The sequence below is a fragment of the Bradyrhizobium sp. LA6.1 genome (assembly GCF_040547805.1).
Taxonomy (GTDB): Bacteria; Pseudomonadota; Alphaproteobacteria; order Rhizobiales; family Xanthobacteraceae; genus Bradyrhizobium; species Bradyrhizobium barranii.
In genome coordinates this window covers 1-19,795 of record NZ_JBEPQK010000042.1, presented here as the reverse complement: position 1 = coordinate 19,795, position 19,795 = coordinate 1, and the positions used below count along the sequence as shown (strand labels likewise).

Annotated in this window: 12 protein-coding genes, 1 tRNA gene and 1 pseudogene; 4 read left to right on the top strand and 10 right to left on the bottom strand. The window is 61.2% G+C overall.

Translation table 11 applies throughout. From position 1 onward, the window contains the following. Positions 1-334: 334 nt before the first annotated feature. Together ABIB99_RS43990 and ABIB99_RS43985 are read left to right on the top strand one after the other, a co-directional pair. Positions 335-769 carry a 2'-5' RNA ligase family protein gene (locus ABIB99_RS43990; RefSeq protein WP_354182189.1) on the top strand — a complete coding sequence of 145 codons (435 nt, stop codon included), beginning with the start codon at positions 335-337 and terminating at the stop codon, positions 767-769. 1,391 nt (positions 770-2,160) lie between these two features. Beyond that, positions 2,161-2,772: a hypothetical protein gene (locus ABIB99_RS43985; protein WP_354182187.1), complete on the top strand. Its 612-nt coding sequence runs from the start codon at positions 2,161-2,163 to the stop codon at positions 2,770-2,772. 439 nt (positions 2,773-3,211) lie between these two features. Here the strand turns inward: ABIB99_RS43985 and ABIB99_RS43980 are convergent, their stop codons facing one another. Both ABIB99_RS43980 and ABIB99_RS43975 read right to left on the bottom strand, forming a co-directional pair. Next, a complete protein-coding gene (locus tag ABIB99_RS43980) occupies positions 3,212-3,421 on the bottom strand; it encodes a PRC-barrel domain-containing protein (RefSeq protein WP_135217292.1) in 210 nt (69 codons plus the stop codon). Between the two features lie 1,052 nt (positions 3,422-4,473). Beyond that, entirely contained in the window at positions 4,474-4,950 is a 477-nt protein-coding gene (locus ABIB99_RS43975; protein WP_354182185.1) for a hypothetical protein, read from the bottom strand. A gap of 489 nt (positions 4,951-5,439) precedes the next feature. Between ABIB99_RS43975 and ABIB99_RS43970 the strand changes: the two genes are divergently transcribed. Next, positions 5,440-5,862, top strand: a complete 423-nt coding sequence (locus tag ABIB99_RS43970) for a hypothetical protein (protein ID WP_354182183.1) — start codon at positions 5,440-5,442, stop codon at positions 5,860-5,862. Positions 5,863-6,297: 435 nt separating this feature from the next. Here the strand turns inward: ABIB99_RS43970 and ABIB99_RS43965 are convergent, their stop codons facing one another. From ABIB99_RS43965 to ABIB99_RS43955, 3 genes and pseudogenes are all read right to left on the bottom strand, one after another. After that, positions 6,298-6,645 carry a hypothetical protein gene (locus ABIB99_RS43965; RefSeq protein ID WP_354182181.1) on the bottom strand — a complete coding sequence of 116 codons (348 nt, stop codon included), beginning with the start codon at positions 6,643-6,645 and terminating at the stop codon, positions 6,298-6,300. Then, a pseudogene (locus ABIB99_RS43960) lies at positions 6,635-6,889 on the bottom strand (ParB N-terminal domain-containing protein); the annotation flags it as partial. The gene ABIB99_RS43965 and the pseudogene ABIB99_RS43960, both read right to left, overlap by 11 nt. Positions 6,890-7,745: 856 nt before the next feature. Next, a complete protein-coding gene (locus ABIB99_RS43955) occupies positions 7,746-8,789 on the bottom strand; it encodes an IS110 family RNA-guided transposase (RefSeq protein WP_354182179.1) in 1,044 nt (347 codons plus the stop codon). 1,016 nt (positions 8,790-9,805) lie between these two features. Here ABIB99_RS43955 and ABIB99_RS43950 point away from each other — a divergent pair. After that, positions 9,806-11,332, top strand: coding sequence for a site-specific integrase (locus tag ABIB99_RS43950; protein WP_354182177.1), 1,527 nt, complete (start codon positions 9,806-9,808; stop codon positions 11,330-11,332). Positions 11,333-11,632: 300 nt separating this feature from the next. Here the strand turns inward: ABIB99_RS43950 and ABIB99_RS43945 are convergent. The 5 genes from ABIB99_RS43945 to ABIB99_RS43925 all read right to left on the bottom strand — a co-directional run bounded on the left by ABIB99_RS43945 (position 11,633) and on the right by ABIB99_RS43925 (position 19,256). Next, positions 11,633-11,708, bottom strand: a tRNA-Lys gene (locus ABIB99_RS43945). 180 nt (positions 11,709-11,888) lie between these two features. Continuing rightward, positions 11,889-12,497, bottom strand: a complete 609-nt coding sequence (locus ABIB99_RS43940; RefSeq protein WP_155794966.1) for a Spy/CpxP family protein refolding chaperone — start codon at positions 12,495-12,497, stop codon at positions 11,889-11,891. Positions 12,498-12,696: 199 nt separating this feature from the next. Beyond that, positions 12,697-13,710 (bottom strand): TRAP transporter substrate-binding protein, encoded by a 1,014-nt coding sequence (locus tag ABIB99_RS43935; protein WP_283017444.1) that lies wholly within the window; start codon positions 13,708-13,710, stop codon positions 12,697-12,699. A 222-nt stretch (positions 13,711-13,932) separates the two neighbouring features. Then, on the bottom strand, positions 13,933-17,520 hold the full coding sequence (locus ABIB99_RS43930) for a beta strand repeat-containing protein (protein ID WP_354182174.1): 3,588 nt from the start codon (positions 17,518-17,520) through the stop codon (positions 13,933-13,935). Between the two features lie 173 nt (positions 17,521-17,693). Then, positions 17,694-19,256 (bottom strand): 2-isopropylmalate synthase, encoded by a 1,563-nt coding sequence (locus tag ABIB99_RS43925; protein WP_063981681.1) that lies wholly within the window; start codon positions 19,254-19,256, stop codon positions 17,694-17,696. Positions 19,257-19,795 lie beyond the last annotated feature (539 nt).

Below are 19,795 nucleotides of genomic sequence, written 5' to 3'. Positions count from 1 at the left end.
GGCTAATCGCTGCGATCGCGGCCTGAAACGTCCTCGGCACCTAACTCTCAGAACCGACCTCCCGTGAAACTGCTTTTTACACGGCCAAGACCCAAAGCGGCCTGGCAGCAACGCTCGCCCCATTCTATCATGCGGCTTATGCAACCAGTTTATTCCCTAGATAAAGCACGCCGCCAGATGGACACAGAATCGGGCGGGCACTGAGCGAGTTGCTGTGCGCGGCTAGGCACTGTTAGTATCGCGCCCATGCCGTTCGCCATTACACTCCGCTTAGACCCCATCAGCGCTGTTCCTATCGAGGCAATGTGGCGCAAGCTTGCGGCCAGCGGAATCGATGCAACTTGGGTACGCGCCGCATATTACCCTAGCGATCTACCCGGACGAGACCCCCGTCAAAAGGCTACACGCCGCGCTTGAAGATACATCTCGAAATTGGGAGGCCCTCCCGATTAGCTTGAGCGGATTGGGAGCTTTTCCGGGTAACGGCACCGTTCTATGGGCAGTGCCGGTCGTGACGCGCGAGTTGCTTGCGCGGCATCAGGCCATACAAACTGCACTTCCCGATCTTAAAGTTGATGCGCATTATCGACCGGGAGCTTGGGTGCCCCACGTGACATTGTCGGGAGCTTTGCCCAACCCGGGGCCGGCTCTCATGGCTCTCCTATCAAGCTGGGAGCCAACCACCGGCTTTCTCGAGCGCGTGGAATTGGTGCGTTTCCGTCCTGTCGAAGTGCTGTACAGCTCGGTGTGCCGGCAAAGCGATTTATAACTCAGGATGTCGCTTCTTGGCCCGTCGCTTCAGTTAGTGCGGTGCAACGGTATGTCTGAAGTTCGGGGTACATCGGACGTGACTGGCCAACTCCAAGAATGTCGAGATTGATGCAAGAATGTCGAGATTGACCCCAAGCGGACTCATTGGCCGCTGACAAACGGCCTGACGGATAGACCGATCAGCCCACGGGTGGCTGAGCAGGCGAGTTTGGCCGATTTGTCTTTCGCGCGCTGGTCATTGCGGCTTATTATCGGGGCGTTCAATAAGTTCGTAAATCGGAACGTGGGTGCTTTCCAACCACGATTCTAGCGCGGCTCCGCAAACCGTGCAGACCGCGTCACCCGTATGCGGCGCCAAGAACTTCTCTTCAGTGCGTCTATACTCGGCGCCGCAATTGCATTGAACAATTGTCGCCTTCATTAGAATATCTACCCAGAGGCAATCGAGGAAAGAGAGCGCCAACTGAGCCGGCCCTTAGTCCGGCGTTTGTAATCCGGGTGAGTAGGCCCAGCTGCCGAGATTTAGGGCAACTCGGATTTGGCCGAGCTTTCGCTCTAGCTTTTCCCGATATAAACCCGGCTCTGCCTCGTTCAGCTGCGCCTGAATGCGTGTCTGATCTGCGATCAGCTTCTCTCTCTGGAGATCGGAGTATCGCGCCATGCGTCCTCCTTTCCCCCCTGCTTCCTTACGCGGTCTCACTTTAACGTTTTATGACGTGCCTGGTTCGATTGGTTCCTGTTGAAGAGATCTGAAACAATCTCCAACCCTGTAACTTAAGCTAATCGTGGGGCCTAATCGAGATTTCGCGAAATGGAACCCCATAGCCGAATATCCGAGCAGATCGACCCTAAGACTGCCCGGTTGATCTGTGACGAGGTGGGTGACCAATTGCAGAAGGACTTAACTCCAAAAGTCTCGCCTCTGCCGCCCTACCTCGAACGTCTAGTGGATGAATTGCGCAAACGGGAGCGTCATCTAACCGATGGCATCGAAAGCTGGCGCTACCGCTTCACCATGCGGCGATAGTCGCGGCCATGTGAGCGCGTAAAGAAAAGCCGTCGCCGCTCTCAACCCGGCGGCGGCTTGTTTCTGCGAATCTTGTCGCTGAGTGCGGTTCTTGATGTTGCGCCGGAAAATCCGCTCATAGAGACCGAATTAATTGCTGCGGTGCATACGTCTCTTCTTGGCCCATCGCTTCAGTTGGCGTAGTGCCGCGCGATGTCTGAAGTTGACGGCAGACCGGAAGTAGCTGGCCGACTGCAAAAACGACGCGATTGACCCATCTCGGAACTCGGCCCTGGTCCGATAGCGGCCCGATATGCTTTGATGCGTCTGTACCGCGACTACCGGCGGGTGCATTAACTTCAAAATTTCAAGGACGTTCGAACATGCGTTTCTGGGCCACGATAATTTCAGCGCAAATATTGGCCACGGTCGCAATTGCTCAAACCCCGTCCGAGAAAGCTGTATCCATTCTCAATGAGGTCTGCACTGCACCGAACTCTTCGGAGGCAGTGATGGCCGCCGGCGAAAAGACTGCCGTGAAAGAAAATTGGAAGCTAGTTCGATCGGAAGCTGCCCCGATGCCGTTCATGCACAATGAAAACGGTGTGAAGAACTCTTTCATCAGCGCTTGGGAATTAAATTTGCCGGGCGGATCGCGGGCCCGATTGTATGTTTCGGTTCTGCGTCCGGAGCGGCCCGACTTCAAATATACGGTATGTCTTGTTCAGCCGGAAATTGATCTAGATGGTGATGACCTGACTCAATCCATTGATCGTCAGTTCGGATCAGCTGTAACGAAGGACATGTCTGGCAGATTTAAGGACGAGAAGAGTTGGTTTTTCGTAGCAGAACAGTCGAAGGGCAACTGTGGAAAGGAAATCCTTCTTGCGCTGCACCAGTTAAGCCAACGCGGCAAACCGAAAACTCTGACCTTCACTGACTTCGTGTACCCCAGCGACTGGCCTGCGGCTGAGTCGACAAGGTGTCCAAACTAGCAACCTGTTCCCAAACAGAGTTCACGACGGCACTTCTCCGAGAAAATACTGAGCTATCACATGCCCGCTTCTGGCCCCTTTGAGACTTGCCGACGTACGGTAAAGATGTCTGTTTATAGGGGTAGAGCGGAAGCCTTCGGCACGTGGCCAAACCGACGCGAATGACCCGAAGCGGGCCTTGCTTTAGGCCGCCTCGGATGTCCGCGCCGCTCGCATCTCGCGCCGTCTGCGTTTGGAGCTGAAACATTTTCTACCCTGAATGATTTACTCCCGGGGCTTCGTAAGATGCGAGGCATTCATGAACCCTCTTTCGGCGAGCGACGTGTTCCTTACGGTCGCGGTTATGAGCACGACGTTCCTGATTGAGATCGGGTTTTTCATCCTGATCGGAATGTTCTGAAATGGCGCGCTATTGGTGGTGCGCAGCAGGGTGCGAAGGCTAGTTCTCCTCGAACTTGATGGTTGAGACCGGCCATCTTCCGTCATGACCTTTGATTGAAATCCGAAGCCCGTGCAATTCATCCAGCCAAACGTTCTCGACCGTGCCTGCCTTTCCGTCAGTAAGGACGACGGTTTTGCCGATCAATTCGGATTGCGCCTTACCGTACTCATTCAAGATCGTCGATGCACGAAGCTTCACCGGCGGCATCGTTCATCCATGTTCGGCCGAGCCGACTGCGGCTCAACCGCGCGGCTTGTTCCAGTGCTCGGCCGCTTCGAATTCGCGGAGCCGATCGATTTGCGCTCTCAGGCTCGCCGGGAGTTTCGACTCTGGTTTCAGCGACGCACGTAGTCTCTCGCCGATCTCTCGAATGATGGCCCGACAGTGTATGTGGTCAATGTCAATTCGGTTGCGCATGACGGAGCCTTCGGTTCCGGCAGCACCCGTGCCTCCCCCGCAACCGATCGGGGGCACTGCTGGCGATTTTGAATAGAACTGGAGACCGTCGCTTTTGGCTATCTGCGCGAGCGCTTGTGTTAAGAACAGCGGGTCGTTCGCCACGACCTTTGGCTATCCGCGACATGCGCCGTGTTACTACCGGCGAGCGACGGCCTCAGTTTTTCTAAAGCCTGACGGACGCTTTCGTTCCTTGATTTCTGATCGCGACCGCGATGTTCCATTCCGAAGGAGGAACCTGCCCCAGCGGCTAGTCGCTGGCGCCATGGAAGCAACTTCCGATGCGGCCGAAAACATTGGGCCGCAGTGTTCGGGAACCATTTCTGAGAGTGCCCGGTTAGTTCATGGGGCGATAAAGGGGACCATCGTCATGAGGACCAAATATCTCGCTGCGATTGCGATAGCTGTTCTTGCTTGTAGTGGGCTGGTCGTGAATTCCGTCGGCTCGCTTCATCGCGAAAAGCAGTCCACGCCGGCCGCCATACAAGTGGCGGACCGATTAGCTGGGTCCTTGGATCCGTATTTGATACGGTCTGGTGGCTAAAACGGCCGGTGTAACTCAGAAATGCATTGGCGTCGCTGCCTTAAATCATGGGGCATCGCGCCCGTTCAGCAAGCAAAGCTGTAACGCCTTTGCCCCACATCCCATCGCGCTCGCATCCATACGTCGCATTCCTCGTCTGTCGGATTGAATGCTGCCTCTGCCTACGCCGCAACTTCGTGTCCGTTGCTTCCGATATTGGCACGAAGGCGGACCACGAACACAGATTGTTCGACTTGGATCTGCCGTTTCATAGGGGCCCTCAGATTTCGCACTCGGCTGAATTCAAAGCCTTACGCAAGCCACCAAACGCCTTGAGCCGACAGGGCTCGGTATCGCTGGCGGCCTTTGAACGCTGGGAAATGGCGGTTCGCTTGATAACGGTTGCCTTTGGCTCCAACTTGGGACGTGCAGGGGTCGTGACCTTCTTCGATTTGGGATTGTGCCGATGACGGGCGATCGGCCTCGGAGACTCCGAAGAACCGATACTGATGTCTTCCGGCCGAGCAATGCCTTCGTCGATCAAAACAGCCTGTTCTGGCGTCTCGCGGCTCACAGCGGCAACTTCAAGACGATCAGCCTTCGCCAGCGCGTCATGTGAATCGGAAATGTCTACGTTTGGCTCGTTAAGCGGCTGGACGATTGCTACTGCACTGCGCGGTGGAGTTCTGAGCTCCATTGCTGACAGTACTCCTACACCCAACAGGATGAGGAAGCCCAACAACACCATTCTGAGCATGATGCGCCTCTATCCCGAGTTAGTGCTGGTGAAAGTTCTCCGTTCCAATGAGGCAATTTGTCGGTGGCTGCCGACCCACGTACGGATCATTTGCAGACAGGGTTAACGTTGGCGATGCTCCTGGCGCGCGACGGTAGGCCCGGCGTTGGTCGAGGTCAGCTTCAGGCCCATCGCTGCCGACGGCGCCGTCCGCCTTTGACGGTGAGTTTTGGAGGCGAAGCGGACTGGTTGTGCTCACTCCGAATTTTGTAGAGATTGACACCCGGAGTGGACGTTGCAGTGAACAGATTTACTAGGCTGGGCGTACCGGACCGCTTTGCGAAGCTTCATCAGATCGGAGCTCTACCATCACCTCTCAGGCAATAGTCGCGCGGTGTTGCAGCCGAACTTCCGATTATACGATCGTGCAGCGCTATACACGGGAGCGAGTCTCATATTGGCTTTGCAGGCCCGCCGCCCTAGAATTGCGGCGATCGCAGGACGGGCGAAATGCAGTATGTTTGCGACGCCCCGAGGGGTAAGACCTGGTTCCGTATCGAGACGGAAGGTGAAGCGGTGCATGAGTCGCGCCTGATGGGCCACACAGTCGAGAAATATTTCCGCCGCGAGCGGGAGAAGGCAGTCCAGTCCTGGCGTCCGGAGCGGCCCAACGCGATCGAGCGCGACATCGGCCTCGAGGCCCATGTACAGCGAGAGATGCCGCTTTTCCTCACGCTGCGCGACAGGGAGGGCAATGCACTGACTACAGCGATGCTGCCACCGGGTGGCAAGGATCGCGGCGGGTTCCGGATCATCATCGTTGCCGCATCCAATGCCGATCCTTATCCTCAGCAGGACGCGGCCATCGCTGCACTGGGAGCGCATTTCGGTCTCACACTCGATCGCAACCGCTGCTTCCCCTACGGCCGCTAAGGAGCCTGACAAGTATCGCCGCTTGATTGGAGCGATGTCGGCTCATGGCCCGAATGCGAAGTCCGGGCGGACGCAGAATTGGTCCGCTTATCGAGGTGGTCCGGACATGACTGGCCGACTGCCCAAACGGCGCTTTTGACTCGGAGTTGACCTTACGGGACACCGTACGAAATCCCGTCGTCTGCTCGTGCCAGCGACGTTGCGACAAACGATGTCGCTCTAGCCGTCGCCGTTGAAGTTTCCGTTGCCCCACCGTTGATCCCTCCCCGCAAGGAGGAGGGAACGGCGCGGATCGATCGGATCATGGCCCGCATTTGAGGAACGGCTAGCGCGGTGATCGCCGCTTTGCATCGACAGATCCGGCCGCGCACCGTGTGGTGCGCGGCCGGAATTTGATGGCACGCCGGGGCCGTTCTTCCGACCCCGGCTCACCTCTTACTCGGCAGCTTCCGAGCAGAAATCATGGCTTTGCGTCCTGTCCGGCGCACCGACCCGATCCTCCGCTTTGGCCGTACGGAGCACAGAGGGCAGCCAGTCGGTTGCCGCCAACAGCTGCTCGGCGGCTATCGCCATCTCGGTCTTTTTCATCCCCGAGATGCGTTCGGCGGCCTCCTCGCTGACGCCTTCGCGGACGGCCTCAAGGATGCCTGCCTTGGTGACCCGGCCGAGATAACTTTGCACCGTCGGACGCCAATATCCGGTCATTTCGAGGGCGACTGCCCCGGCCAGACGGCTGGCCGTCGCCAACGCGCGCGGCCGGAGGTCAAATGGCAATTTGGGCAAGCCGCCTGCCCTCCCCGATGGTCACCAAGTAGAACCCTGTGGCCGTGCCCTCTCCGTCCAACTCGGGCTCAATCACCAGATTTTGCAAGATGCCCTTGGCGGCAATGCTCGCCGCATAGCCCTCGATCGCCGCCTCGCTATGCGGCGTCTTGCGCGCATTGTTCGGGGACTTCTTGAGCTTGTTGAGCGGAATAAGAGTCTCCGTCCCGCTCGCGGGAATGATTTCAATTGATTTGGCCGACATGATCATTCTTCCTTTTGCTTCCATGGGTGCAGCGCGCACTCCGCGCCTGCACCCCTGCCCGTCGGCGAGACCGGGGGTAGCAAGTGCCAGGGCGACCCGAGCGGACGGGTATCGCCCGCCCGAAAGGGCCGCTCGAAGAGCGGGTCTGCACAAGCGTGTGTGCATGCAGTCCAAAGTCGACAGGATGAGCAAAGCGCGGAAGACCGGGGAGACCGCTCGGGTCGGCGCCGGCGGCAGCCGGCGCTTCACCCTGGCGCGCGCGAGGGGCGGAGCCCCTGAGATCTCGAGCGCTAGGTCCTTGAGCAAGTCAGCGCAGGTGAGAACAAGAGCAAGAGTGAGAAAATCAAAAGAGGCACCCGCAGGAGGGTCAGCATAGCGCCGACGCGGTACGCGGCGGGACCCGGGACCGAGTGCAGTCGCGAGACCGGTTAACAAGGCACCCGCGCGACGGGCAGTGATAGCGGTGCCGCGAAGCGGCAGCCCTTCGTGCGAGTGCCTCCGGCGAGCGACACATTATATCTACTTGCACGAGGGATCGAAGCCGGACGGCCGAGACGCGACGCGGCTCGGTTCATATGTGGACGGCCCCCGACTTGCAAGGACTGGCTCGGGCAGCATGCTCGGATCGCTTGCGCTCATATGTCCGGCCTATTTTCGGGTCTTGCGACCACTGGCCAAGATGGGCTTCGCGGACAGTGAGCTCCAAACACGAGAGCGGCATTTGCTGCCGGTAAACCGAGCGGAGTGTCTCACATGACCGGCTCGCGCCGAACGTACCACCTCTTCCTTTCCTGCAAGTTCCGGCCCCAGCGTCAGATCTGCCCGTCTGACGTCAAGCTCTATTTGTCGCTTAAGTCTATTTCGGCGTTGGCATCGGTACGGCGCTCGCAGGCCGGTACCGTTCGCCGCTAACCATCAGTTTCCAAGCAATCCGCGCCAGCTTGTTTGCCAACGCTATCGCCACCAGCTTCGGCGGCTTGCGCGCGATCATGTCTCTCAGCCAAGGCCAAGGGCGACTCCCACGTCGTCGCATATCCGCGATCACTGCCGTCGCCCCAGTTACCAAGACGGTTCGCAACATGCCGTCGCCGGCGCGTGTAATCACGCCGAGCCTGTTCTTGCCGGCCGTCGAGTGATTTTTTGGGGTCAGGCCGAGCCACGCGGCAAAGTTTCTTGCCGACTTGAATCCGCGCGCATCCACGACCTTGATTGACAGCAGCGTCGCGCCGATCGGACCAACTCCTGGAATGGTCGCAAGTCTTCGGCTCATCTCGCTGCTTCGATGGAGTTGCATGAGCTTCTTGTCAAGCGTAACGATCTGATCATCGACACGCGCCATTTCTGCGGCCAACGCCTCTATCAACTCCATCGCCAAGTCCGGGACTGTCGCATCAGCCTTAAGATCGATCAGCAATTGCGGAAGCCTTGCAAGCCCCTTGGGCGCGGTGAAGCCGAACTCTGCGGCGTAGCCGCGGATCGAATTGGCGAGCTGGGTGCGCCTGCCAATGAACTGGTTGCGCACACGAGTCAGCATCTGTGCGCCCTGCTGCTCGGGACTTTTGATTGGCACAAAGTTCTTCTGCAATTTCGGTCGACTCGCGGCTTCGCAAATCGCCTCGGCGTCCGCCGCATCGGATTTCCCACGCTGCACGTACGGTTTGACATATTGCGGCGGAATCATCGCCACCTCATCCCCCAGCGAACGCAGCTCCCTCGCCCAATAGTGCGATGCTCCGCAAGCCTCCATCGCGACAAGCGTAGGCGGCAAACGGCCGAAGAACGCCAGAACCTGGCCCCGTCTCAACTTGCGTCGCAAGACCGGCTGCTCCATCCCGTCAACGCCGTGCAGCTGAAATACGCTCTTTGACGTGTCCAAACCGATACGAACAATCGTCTCCACGGGCGGCTCCTTCGTTTGAGGTCGTCGACGACCCCATTCTGCCACGCAGACCGGCGGAAGGGGGCCGTCCACCCCAACACGAGAGCCCGGTGCGGCTATTGCCGCACGCGCACCGTTGAGAACAAGTCCCGACACCGATCCTCGATCTTGTCCAACTTGCAGATACCACCAAGCCGTTCAGGCGGGAGCCGCTATCCATCTTGGAAAGATGCAGAAAACGGGACCTAACGGGTTCTGCGGGTGCCGACTCCAGCAAATCCGCACGCCCCCAATAGGAGCGATAATGTGTGGGGTCAGCGATAGGACGGGCCCTCCAAGGAAACGACAGCTGGCCGCTCATCGCGAGAAGCGGCGCGCGGCCGGCGATGTAAGGCAGCCGCTATCTCGCTCATCGACCCTCGTCAGACCCAAGTTCGAGACTCAACACAAAGTGAGCAGCAAGACCGAGCATGATCTACGTGGCGGGATGGCATCCCGGTCCGGCGGCAGCTTGATCTCGATGCCGCTGCTTGCAAACTGCTCCGGCTAGCGCAAACCCAAAGCTCATGATCGAATACAGGACCTGTCGAAATCTCTGACGTGCGTTGGAGGGCCTCCGGCGCGGTCGGATGTCTTCATTCTGGTTCATCGGGCTTCGGTCAAAAAGGCCATACGTTGCGTCACCAGAGCATGCAGCCACCCTATTCCTCAACCGAAGTCGCGACGGCGATAGGCGTCTCACTGGATACATTCTATCGCACGCGCCGCCTCAGGCATGAGCGCGACGGGCTGCCTGCGCCGATCAGCGAGCGGGGACCGCTGAAATGGGAGCGGACCGGCTTCGATGCCTGGCTTACCCGACATCATCCTATGCGCCCAAAGGCGATTGCTAATGACGCATTCGCGCCGCCACCAGCAGGAAACGACGACGAACACCGCGAGCGGCTGCGGAAGGCATACGGCCAGCCTGACGCTTGACAGATTAGGTTGCGCTAGATTCCAATAGGCGCGATCTCCTTCTGGCACCGAGGCTCATTATGGCCGATCCCAAATTTCCCCATGTGAAGTGGCGCGAGGGTCGTCCTCGCTCGTCGCACGGCGCTCATGCCAGAGCACTCGGCTTCTTTGATGCCGACCTGCGCCATCCGCCGTACGATGAAAAGGGCCGTCCGGTCGGTGCGTGGTTCAATCTTCAGGAAGCCTCGGACTTTTCAGACAAACGGAAGTCGGAAATCGAGGCGGCGCGCCGTGCCGGCAAGCTGCCAAAGAAAATGACGATGCGGAAGCGTTCTACAATCGAGGATCTTCTCGACGATTGGAGCAAATCGGTTGAGTTCAAGGCGTTAGCCTCCGCCTCACAGGCTTCGTATCGTAAATGTATTTCTGCCATTCTGTACCGACCGCAATCGCGCGAATCCGCGGCGAAGTTGCGTGCCGAAATCCGCGCCGCCAAGCTGCTCGGCGTAGCCGAGCCTGCGCGAGAACTTGAGGCGATTGCGACTGCTACGCCGACATCGATCGGCAAACCGGAGTTCCGAGCCTTCTATAATTATGCGAAATCAGCTCGCGGTCATCATATGGCGCTTTCGATGATAGCGACGCTCTCGGCGGCGTTCACTTGGGGGCAGGAAAGCATCCTGTGGCGTCTAGGGCCCAACCCGCGGGAAGGCATGGAGTTCGATCATCCGGACGGGCGGATCGTCCAGGTTGCGATGCCCGAATTTTCCGCTTGGGTCGCCGCAGCTGATGCGATTGATCGGCCTTCGATCGGCGACAGCTTTCATCTGGCGTTGTTCACTGGGCAGCGCCAGACTGACCGTCTAATCATGCGGAATGAGAGCGACATCGAAGGCCGCCACACGTTCCGCCAGAGCAAGACAGGCGAGCTTGTCGACATCAAGGAGGCGCCCCAACTCAGCGCACGGCTGAATGCCTCGCGTGCACGCGTAAAGGAGCTCAAGCTCCGGCTTCAATTGGATAAGGTGCCTCCCGAGCTCGTGGTCAACGAGGACAATGGTGAGCCTTATGACGAGAGCACTTATCGGCATTGGGTGTCGACCGCCCGAGCCGTCGCGGTCTTCGGCTTTCTCGCGCGCGATAGCGCGCGCCAAGCGATTGTCCGCGCGGAGCGACTGAATGCCGAACTGATCAAGATCTCCGACAAGCTATTCGCTCCATTTCCTCTCGATGAAGAGAACAAGGCGCAGCGCGCTCGGGCGGTTGATCAGCGCAAGCGCGTCTTGTCAGAATGGCTGGATGCGCAGGCCGCACGCGACAGCAATGGCGATGAGACCGCATGGCGTCTAAAGCCTTGCCCCGCTCTGATGTTCGTCAACGGCGCCGGCGACCTCGACCAGAAGCACGACCAAGACCTGCGGGATACCTGCGTCATGCTGCTCGATCGGGCTGGCTGCGACTTACTGACGATCTGCGACATCACTGGGCATTCATATCGAAGTGCGCAGACCATCGTGAAGCACTACCGGGCAAGAAATGCGGCTCGCGCTGACTCCGGCATCGACAGGCTCGAACTGCAGGTTCGAAAGGAAGGGATGAAGGGCTGAACGGACAGCGGCAGAATTTCGTTTGTCCGGTTGGCCTTAAGCTCGCAGGTCGCCAGGAGGCGGTGTGTCGCGCAATCAATCCCGCCACGCTTTCCGCCTTCCTACGGCGAGGCGTACGCTCCATCTCTGCCCCGCGCCGTCCGCAAACAATGACCGTCTGCGCTCGGTGCGATGAATAACGCCCCCAGTATCTGGCACGTCGCACGGCGTGCGACGTGCGACTACCAAAGGCGTCGCACGAGACTCGATTTGTTCTGGCGGGGAGATGAAAAAAGCCCTTGCGGGCCAATCTCTTAAGGGTGGTGGGCGCACCAGGGCTCGAACCTGGGACCCGCTGATTAAGAGTCAGCTGCTCTACCAACTGAGCTATGCGCCCGAAAGGCGGTCAATGCCTTGCGAGGCCGGTCGTTTAGCAAAGCGATCCGGGTATGGCAAGCGATGTGGCGCATGTTTTCTAAGGTTCTTCCACAGGCCCGAAAATGCGAAAAGCCGCTGGATTCCAGCGGCTTCGCCAAGGCCAATCCCGGGGTTAATTCCTCGGGAAATACGGGGAGGCTCAGAGCCGGCCCTCGCGATCCCGGTCCGGGCCGCCGTCACGGTCGAAACGGTCGCCGTGGAAGCGGTCCATGCCGCGCTCCATCATGCGGTCCATGCCCCGTTCCATGAAGTGTCGGGACGGGCCGTCCCCACCGCCGCCGAACGGACCGCGGTGGCGGGTCAGCACGGCAAGGCGCCGCTTCTGGCCCTCGTCGAGCGTCTTGTAGAGCGGATCGGCGGCATCGGCGATCTTCTTCAGGGCGGCGGAGGTCGCGCCCATGTCCTCGGCGCGCTGGCGCAGGCGGGCGACCGGATCCTCGGGCTTGTCGGCGTTCTTGCCGGCGTCACCCGGGCCGGCATTCATCCGTGCGTTGGCGCGGTCGATGCGCAGCTTGGCGAAGTCGCGCACGGCGGCCTCGACCGGCGGCCACAGCTTCTCCTGGTCGGCGTTGAGCTTCAGCCCGGCATGGACGGCGGCGATCCGCGCGTCGACGAAGGCGGCACGGTCCTCCGGGTTCATGCGGACGTGGCGGAAGTGCTCCATCCACGGGCGATGAAATTGGGCATAGACCGCGCCCGAGCCGGCGATGCTGAGCACGGCGATGGCGGCGATGGTGAACTTCCTCATACGGACCTCCTCTGGAAGGATGCCGGTGAGGATGAGCGCCGGACGGCTGACGCGCAACTTACAACTTGGACAGAGAGAGCGTTCTTACGAAGATGTAACTCCCCTGAATGTCCATTCAGATGCAGACTGAAATGTTTTGCAACAAAAAGGGCCTCCGCGCAGGCTGCACGGAAGCCCCTTGATTGATGGTCGATCCTGATCAGTTCGTCGTGCTCTTCGATTCCTTGAGGAACTCGTCGATCAGCGGCTGGCCGACGCGGCCTGCGGCGTCCTTGTAGACCGGCTCCATCGCCTTGCGCATCGCCTCGTCCTGCTGCGGCGTGAGCTTGATGATCTCGCTCTTGCCGCTCTTCTTGATCTCCGCCAGCGCGTCGTCGTTCTCCTTCTGCGACTGCGCGTTGTTGAAGTCGGTCGCCTCCTTCATCGCCTTCGACAGCTGCTCGCGGATGTCGGCCGGCAGATCGTCCCAGAACTTCTTGTTCACGATCACGACGTAGCCGATGTAGCCGTGATTGGTCTCGGTGATGTACTTCTGCACCTCGTGCATCTTCTGCGTATAGATGTTCGACCAGGTGTTCTCCTGCCCGTCGACGACACCGGTCTGCAGCGCCTGATAGACTTCCGAGAACGCCATCACCTGCGGCAGCGAGCCGAGCGACTTGAACTGGGCCTGCAGCACGCGCGAGGACTGGATGCGGAACTTGACGCCCTGGTAGTCGGCGGGCGTGACCAGCTTCTTGTTGGCGCTCATCTGCTTGAAGCCGTTGTCCCAATAGGCAAGGCCGGTGATGCCCTTGGAGTCCAGCAGCTTGAGCAGCCGGAGGCCGAGCGGGCCTTCCGTCACCTTCCGCAGCGTCTTCAGGTCCGGAAGGATGTAAGGCAGATCGAACACCTCGAATTCGCGGATGCCGAGCGGGCCGAACTTGGAGTTGGACGGCGCCAGCATCTGCACGCTGCCGAGCTGGAGCGCCTCGAGCTCTTCCTTGTCCTTGTAGAGCGTCGAGTTCGGGTAGACTTCGATCTTGACCTTGCCGCCGGTGTACTTCTCGGCGAGCTCCTTGAACTTCTCCGACGCCTTGCCCTTCGGCGTGTCGGTGGCGACGACGTGGCTGAACTTGATGATGATCGGCGATTGGGCCGATGCCGGCCCGGTCAGGGCCAACGCCCCGGTCAAGACCGCAACCGATGCCGCAGCCCAAATGAGTTTCCGCATGCTTCCTCCCGCACGTTTTTTGGTGGGGCACGAACCGTCGCCCCCAAGCCCTAGATTCAAGACTTGAAGGCAGGATTATAGGGAAGCGGGCACAGGCGCCATTGCCCCTTAGCAGGGGGCGGCTTGCAAAAATGCGGTATCCGGAGGCGAAATCTGCTGGACTGGCTCACGCAGGACGATGGCAGGGAAACCCTGCCATCGCCGCTGCCGCCTCTCGCAACCTCAGCCGTGCAGCGCCGGCGCGAGCTGGGCCTGCTGCGCGACCGCCGGATCGGTGATCAGGGTGCCGCCGTGCCCGTCCGACGATAGGGCGAAGTCGGCCGCGCTGTACTGACCGAGCAAGTGCAGCGTCGCAACGTGGGTGCCGTCGGAGACTGTCAGCGTGCCGCCGGTGTTGTCGTTGTTCTGCGCATAGGCCATCGAGGTCAGACCGTCGCTGAACAGGATGTCGCCGAGATCGAGACTGTCATGGTCCTGCCAGCCGGAGATCGTTCCCGTGAAGGCCGACGCCTGGGCCAGCACCAGCGAGGCATTGGGACCGGCGAAGATCACGTCGTCGATCGTGCCGCCCGCATGGACGAAGGCAAGCGCGCCCGAGCCGATCGTGGTGTCATCAGCGCTGCCGCCGGCCTGCACGTGCTGCGTGCCGGACAGGACCGTCGTGCCGGTTGCGCTGCCATACACATATTGCACGCCGCCGTTGACGATGGTGGCGTTGGCGGCGCCCCAATCGACCTGGACTCCGCCGGCATTGATCGTGGTGCCGGTCGCCGTGCCGTCGGCGTAGACGCTCTGCTGGCCGCCGGCGTTGACCGTCGTGATCGACGCGTTGCCGTGGAGATACTGGAGGGCGCCATTGCTGATCGTGGTCTGGACCACCGTGCCGCCATAGACCGACTGGACGCCGCCATCCATGGTGGTGTTGATCGCGGTTCCACCCAGATAGACGTCCTGCCCGCCGCCATGGATCGTCGTGTCCGACGCCGTGCCGCCGCTCTCGACGGCCTGCAGGCCCGAATTGATCGTCGTGAGGCTCGCCGAGCCGAACACGTACTGACCGCCGCCGTTGATCGTCGTGATGATCGTGAAGCCCCAATCGATCTGGATGCCGCCGGCATTGATGGTGGATCCGGTCGCACTGCCGTCGATGTAGACGTTCTGCTCACCCCCGGCATTGACGATGGTGTTGAAAGCATTGTTGTGAACGTGCTGGAAGCCGCCATTCGCGACCGTGGTCTGGATTGCAACGCCGAAGACGTTCTGGGTGCCACCGTCCACGGTGGTGTTGGTCGCGATACCGCCGCCAAGGATATCCTGGTCGCCGCCGGCCTCGATCGTCGTGCCGTCGGCCGAGCCGCCGATCTGGATGTATTGATTGCCCGAGATCACCGAGTTCGAGGCCAGACCGAACACCAGCTGCGCGGCCCCCGCGGCAACCACCATTCCATTGGCCGAGCCCTCCAGCACGACCGCCGCGCCGCTCTCGACCTGGATGTCGGAATAGCCGGACGCATCCTTGATCCGCCAGACGCCGCTCTTGACGTCGAGCTTCTCGACATTGACGACGGTGCCAAGGAGCGAACCGGAGCCACTGCCCGACAGCACCAGCGTGTCGACGCCGTCGCCGCCGTCGATCGTGCCGGTGACGATCGAAGCGGTGGCGAGATTGATGCTGTCGTCGCCTGCGCCCATCGAGACGTCACCGATGATGGAGCCGCTGTTGGTGAGCGTATCGTTGCCACCGTCGGTGGCGACGCTGCCGAAAATGCCGCCCGTGTTGGTAACGGTGTCGCCGAAGGTGCCGACGATCGAGATCGCCTCGCCGTTGTTGCCGCGGATCGTGCCGTCGTTGATGATGGTCATGACGCCGAAGGCGCTGCCGTCATTGCTGTCGTCCACGGTGATCGCGCGCTGATCGCTGATGATCAGGCCGCCCACCTCGTTGTGGACGAAGCCGCCACCGATCGCGAGCGCCTCGTTGAGGCCGTTGGCGCCGCTAGTCAGGCCGACCGCCGCGATCGTCCCGAAATTGTCGATCGAGACCAGACCGTCGACATCGACGCCGTCGGCGTCAGCACCGCCGACCGCCGTGCCGGTGATGGTGCCGCGGTTGGTCACTGTTGTCGTCGTGTTAGCCGCGCTGTCCATGTTGATGCCGGAGCCGCTGCGGCCGGTGATCGTGCCGTCGTTGTTGACGGTGATCGGCTGGTCGCCGGTGATGCCGTGGCGGGCGCCGTCGATGATTCCGCCGGCATAGTTGTTGACCACGCCGCCGGTGTTGACCGACTGGAAGTCGATCGCGTCGTTACCGGACGAGGCCGCCGAGGCATTGTGGCTGACGATCTGGCCGTAATTGTTGATGGTGGCGTTGGCGCCGGGCCGGATCGCGTCGGCATCGGCCGCCGAGATCACGCTGGTTGCCGCGTTGTTGATGACGGTATTGGCGCCGCTCGAATTGATGTCGTCGAGATCGAGCGCCTGGCCGGCATTGCTGCCGGTCCCCGTCGAGGAGATCGTGCCCTCGTTGTTGACGGTGAAGGTGCCGCTCTTCGAGATCTTCACCGCATCCTTGGTCGCGGTGATGGTGGCGCCGGCCTTGTTGTTGATGGTGAAGCTGCCGCTGGTCGAACCGCTGGTGGCGATCGCGCGGCTGGTGCCGGTGATGGTGCCGAAATTGTCGACCACCGCGCCGGGCGAGGTGCTGCCGCCGATCCAGGTGACCGGGGTCGAGCCCGACAGGGTCGCGCCGGCGAGGACGGTCAGATGATCGTTGTTCGCCAGCGTAATCGGGTTCGACGAGTTGCCGGAGACGAGAGTGCCGTCGTCATTGGCGATGGTGCCGGTCGCCGTCGCGGTGCCGATCGTAACCGCCGCGCCCGGATTGCTGGCGCTGGTGAGCGTGAGCGTAAAATTCTCGTCGGGCTCCGCGGTGGTGTCGCCGGAGATCGTGATGGTGATGGTCGCCGAGGACGCACCGTCGGCGAAGCTGCCGCTGAAGGTCGAGGCCGGCAGCGTGCCGCCGAAATCGGCCGCATCGGTGGTGCCGGCGGCGAAGCTGCCGGAGAAGCTGAGCACGCCGGTGGTGCCGCCGGTGCGCGCAATGGTGAAAGTCATGGTCTTGGTGCCGCTCTGCCCCTCGGCAACCGACACGCTCGGAGACGAGAACGAGATCGTCTGCGTGGCGGGCGCGGCCACGGTGAAGGCGGTGGTCGGGAACGGCGCGTCGGGCGTGGTGCCGTCGGTGCTCTGGTCGCCGCTGCCGTTCTGGGTCGCCCAATTGGCGGTGTTGCCGATCGCGGCGAGGTAGTCGGCGAAGCTGGCGAAGCCGGAGCGCGGACCGTTATAGCCGACGATATCGAGGCCGCCGGTGAAGCTGACCGCGGTCTGGCCGGCGACGAGGCCGGTGCCGGTCAGCGTGCCGTCTGAGGTCGCATAGCCGACATTGGAGATCGCGGCGAGAAAGGTCGGGGCGGTCGAGGTGCCGACATAGGCGTAGACGACCTCGCTATCGTTGGACAGGCCGGTATTGTTGGCATTGGTGAAAGTGGCCGAGCCGGCGCTGGTGCCGAACGTGCCCTTGCCGATGTTGCTGATGTCGATGACGGTGCCGGCGGGAATCGCGCCGGTCGCGGTCCAGGCGATCGTGCTTTCGGCGTTGCTGCCGGTTGCGAAGGCGGAGCCGTTCCAGTTGCTGTCGGTGAAATTGATGACAGTGCCCTGCGGGATGTCGGTCAGGGCGACAAAGGACAAATTATCGTTGCCGTCACCGTTGAAACCGGTGAAGGCGATCGAACCAGCGGAAAGGGGCATTCCAAATTCTCCAGCAGCAAGGGCGCGCGACGCTGCCGGTTAATGGAATGTTAACATGACATGTTAATAACATATTTATTGCGATGCACCCCCGCATAACGGGATCGTGTGCCAAACGAAAAACGCGGCGCCGAGGGCGCCGCGTTTGCCGATGAACCGGAGAGGATGAAGCGTCAGCTCGCCGCTGCCGTCGTCACCGTATCGCGCTGGCGCTTCATGACGATCTTGTTGAGCGCGCCGAGATAGGCCTTTGCCGAGGCCACCAGCGTATCCGGATCCGCTGCGCGTGCCGTCATGGAACGGCCGTCATGGGACAGCCGCACCGAGACTTCGGCCTGCGCGTCGGTGCCTTCGGTCACCGCATGGACCTGATACAGCTCGAGCTTTGCCTCATGCGGCACCAGCGCCTTGATGCAGTTGAAGACCGCGTCGACCGGCCCGTTTCCTTCGGCTTCCTCGATCCTGATCTGGCCGTCGACGTCGAGCTTCATGGTCGCGCGCTGCGGGCCATGGGTGCCGGCGATCACGGTCAACGAGGTCAGCTTGATGCGGTCGTGGGAGGCCGCCATCTCCTCGTCGACCAGCGCCTCGATGTCCTCGTCGTAGATGTCCTTCTTGCGGTCGGCCAGTGCCTTCATCCGCGTGAACGCATCCTCCAGCTGGTTGGCGCCGAGCTTGTAGCCCATCTCCTCCAGCTTGTGCACGAAGGCGTGGCGGCCGGAATGCTTGCCGAGCACCAGCGACGACTGCTTCAACCCGACCATCTCGGGCCGCATGATCTCGTAGGTCGAGGCGTCCTTCAGCACGCCATCCTGATGGATGCCGCTCTCATGGGCGAAGGCGTTGCGGCCGACGATCGCCTTGTTGTACTGGACCGGGAACGAGGTTGCGGCCGACACGACCTTCGAGGCGCGCGTCAGCTGCGTGGTGTCGATCTTGTTCCACCACGGAAACACGTCGTTGCGGACGTTGATGGCCATCACGACTTCCTCGAGGGAAGCGTTGCCAGCCCGCTCGCCGATGCCGTTGACGGTGCACTCGATCTGCCGCGCGCCGCCGGCAATGCCGGCCAGCGAATTCGCCACGGCCATCCCGAGGTCGTTATGGCAATGAACCGAGAATACCGCCTTGTCGGAGTTCGGCACGCGCTCGATCAGCGTGCGCATGAAACGGGCATATTCCTCGGGCGTGGTGTAGCCGACGGTATCGGGGATATTGACGGTGGTCGCGCCGGCCTTGATCACGGCCTCGACGATGCGGCAGAGATAGTCCATCTCGCTGCGGGTGGCGTCCTCGGCCGACCATTCGACGTCGTCGATCTGGTTGCGGGCGCGGGTCACGTTGGCGATCGAGAGCTCCATCACCTGCTCCGGCGTCATGTTCAGCTTGACGCGCATGTGCAGCGGCGAGGTCGCGATCACGGTGTGGACGCGGCCGCGCCTGGCGAATTTCACCGCTTCGGCGCAGCGGTCGATGTCCTTCGGGTTGGCACGCGACAGGCCGGCGATCACCGAGTTCTTGGAGCGGCGGGCGATCTCGCTGACGGCCTGGAAGTCGCCTTCGGAGGTGATCGGGAAACCGGCCTCGATGACGTCGACGCCCATGTCGTCGAGCATCTCGGCGATCTCGATCTTCTCCTCGAACGTCATGGTGGCGCCGGGGCACTGCTCGCCGTCGCGCAGCGTGGTGTCGAAAATGATGACGCGGTCCTTATCGGACTTGTTCACGGGGGCCATTGCAAAATTCCTTTTGAGCTTTTTGCGCCGTCAGTCTGCTGGGCGCTTGAGGTGTCCGGTGATCTCGACCAACCCCTGAGCGCCCAGGCGCATGGCGCCCAGCCGGCCCTCAGGGGCAAGTAAGAAGAAGGCCGCCAATCAGGAGGGTGGGCAGCAGCGCGGCCGGGATCGTGGCGGCGGCCAGAGCCACCTCCCCCGAAATCCCATCGATTTGGCCGCGAATCAGCATTGCCAGACCCTTTTGAGCCCTCAAATCCTCGGTCAAAACCGTTGACGGTTGGTTGCCGGGAGGCTCGATGCGCCGTTTCTAGACGAGAAACGGCAGCAACCGCAACGCCAAAAGATGGTCAGGAGGACTGACCTGATTGCAGGGGGCGTGGCGTCTCGCCCATTGGTTCGCAATGACGACCACATCGGCCCCGTCACCCCCAGCGGCCACCCCGCACCGGTGTTGGGGGGGGGGGGGCGGCCTGGCGGGCGGACCAGCACACCCGGTGGCACGAACGGTGCACCGCCGAGCGGGTGGCGCGGGGCCCGCC